This window comes from Polaromonas sp. P1_G2 (assembly GCF_056405515.1).
Genome location: NZ_JBFUBY010000340.1, coordinates 1 through 3,846, shown reverse-complemented (window position 1 = coordinate 3,846; position 3,846 = coordinate 1). Strand labels below are relative to the sequence as shown.

The following is a 3,846-nucleotide window of genomic DNA, read 5'->3' as shown; positions in this document are numbered from 1 at the left end:
GTCGGCAATGTAGCGCTTGATCACGGCCGCATCGGCGGGCAGCACCTTGACGCGCTTGGGCAGGTCTTCGATGCCCTCGAACTTCGCGGGCCGCGCGGGCGCGTGGCCCAGCGCTTCTTCAATCGTGGCCGCGAACTTGATGGGCAATGCGGTCTCCAGCACCACCATGGGCACGCCGGGCTGGATCTGCTCGCGCGCCACCTTCACGCCGTCGGCGGTGTGGGTGTCTATCGTGGTGCCGAAGCGCTTGTTCGTGTCGCGAATCGTCGCGAGCCGGTCCGCATGGGTGCTCTTGCCGCTCACAAAGCCGTAGCGCTGTGCGGCCGCCTTGAACGCCGCCTCGGCGCTCAGGTCGAACCGGCCCTGGCTGCCGAGCTGGTCGTGGAACAGGGCCTTGGTCTTGGCGCCGTCGCGGCCCAGCAGGTCGAACACAAAACGCTCGAAGTTCGAGGCCTTGGAAATGTCCATGGAGGGGCTGGAGGTTTCATGCGTGTCGGCGCTGCCGCGCACGCGGTAGACACCGGTGCGGAAAAACTCGTCGAGCACGTCGTTTTCGTTGGTGGCCACCACGAGCTTGCCGATCGGCAGGCCCATCATGCGGGCGACATGGCCCGCGCAGACATTGCCGAAGTTGCCCGAGGGCACAGTGAAGTCGACCTTCTCCGCGTTCGAACGGGTCGCTTGAAAGTAACCGGCGAAGTAGTACACCACCTGCGCCATCAGGCGCGCCCAGTTGATGGAGTTGACGGTGCCGATCTTGTACTGGCGCTTGAAAGGCAAATCGTTGGACACAGCCTTGACGATGTCCTGGCAGTCGTCGAACACACCTTCGACCGCGATGTTGTGGATGTTTTCGTCCTGCAGGCTGAACATCTGGGCCTGCTGGAAAGGGCTCATGCGGCCCTTGGGCGAGGTCATGAAAACGCGCACACCCTTCTTGCCGCGCATGGCGTATTCGGCCGCGCTGCCGGTGTCGCCGCTGGTGGCGCCCAGGATGTTGAGCTCTTCGCCGCGGCGCGCCAGCTCGTATTCGAACAGGTTGCCCAGCAGCTGCATGGCCATGTCCTTGAAGGCCAGCGTGGGGCCGTTCGACAGGGCTTCGAGGTAAAGGCCGTCTTCGAGTTTTTTCAGCGGGACGATGGCTTTTGTGCCGAACACTGCTTCGGTATAGGTCTTGTCGCAGATGGCTTTGAGGTCGGCGGCGGGAATGTCATCGACGTACAGCGAAAGGACCTCGAACGCCAGTTCAGCGTAAGACAGGCCGCGCCACTTCTGCAGCGTCGCGGCATCCACTTGCGGATACTGCTCGGGCAGGTAGAGGCCGCCGTCCGGCGCCAGGCCCTCGAGCAGGATTTCGCAGAAGCGCTTGCGGTCGGCATGGCCGCGGGTAGAAAGATAAAACATGTCTGAGTGAACCTGCTGGTAAGACCAGTATTGGGCAACTAAAAGGACAAAGTAAATTCAGTGCGATTTCTTGGGCAACTGAGTGCTTAATTTTTCAATCATTTTTCCAATTTCGGGCAACGCCGAAGTCGTCGCATCGTTCAGCAACTCATCAGCCTTTTTCTGCCATTCGTCAGAAATCGCCTGCTCAATGCCCACCAATTTGGCACCTGCAGGCGTCTGAAAAAAGGCAATCGACTGCTCCAACTCTTTGGCGGTCAGGCCTCGAAGCCTTGACAAGGCCAACTGCCTCAATGGCTCGGTATCGATCGTCACTTTTATTGTGGCCACTTCCACAAGGAACGCCGTGCGTTGAGCCTCGGTGACTTCCGTGGTCTTCATCAACTCGTCAAGCATCAGTGCAGCCGGGAAGACCAAACTGGACGGCACGGACTCCTGGATCGCTTTTTCAGCACGCTTGGCATCACCCGGATAAGCCCGAAGTGTCAGCAACTTTTCAAGTTTCGCTTCACGGCTTGCCGCAGGCACCTGAGCGTGTGCCGTCACTGCGACCCAGCACAGCATGGCTAGAAAAAACCTCACGCCAACTCCTCCTTGCGGATGCGCGTGATGGGGGCCAGCACCGTGGGCAGGGCCTGCATTTGGGCCAGGGCGCCGTTCATCTTGGCTTCCATGCACTCATGCGTGAGGATGATGAGGTCGGTGTGGGTGGAACCCTCGCCGCCGACTTCATCGGCTTCGCGCTGCAGCACGGCATCGATGCTGATGCCTGCGCCGGCGAGTATGCCGGTGACCTTGGCCAGCACGCCGGCCTCATCGGCGACCTTGAGGCGCAGGTAGTAGCTGGTGACGACGTCGGACATCGGGACGACCGGCAGATCGCTCATCGCGTCGGGCTGGAAGGCCAGGTGCGGCACGCGGTGTTCAGGGTCGGCCGTGTGCAGGCGCGCGATATCGACGAGGTCGGCGATCACGGCGCTGGCGGTGGGTTCGCTGCCCGCACCCTTGCCGTAATACAGCGTGGTGCCGACGGCATCACCCTGCACCACCACGGCGTTCATGGCGCCTTCCACATTGGCGATCAGGCGCTTGGCCGGCACCAGGCTGGGGTGCACGCGCAGCTCGATGCCGTTGGCGGCGCGCTTGGTGATGCCCAGCAGCTTGATGCGGTAGCCGAGCTGCTCGGCGTAGCGGATGTCCTGTGCGGCCAGGCCGGTGATGCCCTCGACGTAAGCCTTGTCGAACTGCACCGGGATGCCGAAAGCGATGGCCGACATCAGCGTGACCTTGTGGCCGGCGTCCACACCCTCGATGTCGAAGGTGGGATCGGCTTCGGCGTAGCCCAGGCGCTGCGCTTCTTTCAGCACGACGTCGAAGTCCAGGCCCTTGTCGCGCATCTCGGACAGGATGAAGTTGGTGGTTCCGTTGATGATGCCGGCGATCCACTGGATGCTGTTGGCCGTCAGGCCTTCGCGCAGCGCCTTGATGATGGGAATGCCACCGGCCACGGCCGCCTCGAAAGCCACCATCACGCCCTTTCGGTGGGCTGCGGCAAAGATCTCGGTGCCGTGCACGGCCAGCAGTGCCTTGTTGGCGGTGACCACGTGCTTGCCGGCCTCGATGGCTTCCAGCACCAGCTGTTTGGCGATGCCGTAGCCGCCAATGAGTTCGATCACGATGTCGACGTCGGGGCTGGCCACGACCTTGCGGGCATCGTCCACCACCTGAACGCCTGGGCCGACAGCAGCCTTCGCGCGCGCCACATCGAGGTCGGCGACCATGGTGATCTCAATACCGCGGCCGGCGCGGCGGCGGATTTCTTCCTGGTTGCGCTGCAATACGTTGTAGGTGCCGCTGCCCACGGTGCCTATGCCCAGGAGGCCTACGCGGATGGGGCTCAAATTCGTCGGTTTCATAGTGCTGAAGTCTTGCTTTGGTGTGATCTGGAGGCCTGCCGCCTCAAGGGGCGCAGGGAACTGAAGAGTGAAGGGCCGGGTACAGGGTCAAGTTCGGTTGTTGCGGTAGTTCTCGAGGAATTTCGCAATGCGGCCGATGGCTTCGCGCAGGTCTTCCTCATGCGGCAGGAAGACGATGCGGAAATGGTCCGGTTCGGGCCAGTTGAAGCCGGTGCCCTGTACCAGCATCACCTTGGTCTCCTTGAGGAGCTCCAGGAAAAACTGGCGATCGTCCTTGATCGGGTAGACCTTGGGATCCAGGCGCGGGAACATGTAGAGCGCCGCGCTGGGCTTGACACAGGTGACGCCGGGGATGGCGGTGATGAGCTCGTAGGCCATGTCGCGTTGGCGGCGCAGGCGGCCGCCTTCACAGGTCAGGTCGTTGATGCTCTGGTAGCCGCCCAGCGCCGTCTGTATGGCCCACTGGCCCGGCACGTTGGAGCACAGCTTCATGTTGGCCAGCATGTTCAGGCCCTCGATGTAGTCC

The 3,846-nt window shown here is 62.2% G+C and carries 4 protein-coding genes; all 4 read right to left on the bottom strand.

Going from position 1 to position 3,846, the window contains the following annotated elements:
- The coding region (thrC, locus tag AC1D0P_RS23055) for a threonine synthase (RefSeq protein ID WP_477678873.1) at positions 1-1,404 on the bottom strand (1,404 nt) is incomplete at its 3' end.
- Between the two features lie 57 nt (positions 1,405-1,461).
- Positions 1,462-1,986, bottom strand: a complete 525-nt coding sequence (locus AC1D0P_RS23050) for a DUF2059 domain-containing protein (protein WP_477678872.1) — start codon at positions 1,984-1,986, stop codon at positions 1,462-1,464.
- Positions 1,983-3,305 (bottom strand): homoserine dehydrogenase, encoded by a 1,323-nt coding sequence (locus tag AC1D0P_RS23045; RefSeq protein WP_477678874.1) that lies wholly within the window; start codon positions 3,303-3,305, stop codon positions 1,983-1,985. The genes AC1D0P_RS23050 and AC1D0P_RS23045 overlap by 4 nt, the downstream gene beginning before the upstream one ends.
- A gap of 102 nt (positions 3,306-3,407) precedes the next feature.
- The coding region (locus AC1D0P_RS23040) for an aminotransferase class I/II-fold pyridoxal phosphate-dependent enzyme (protein ID WP_477678871.1) at positions 3,408-3,846 on the bottom strand (439 nt) is incomplete at its 5' end.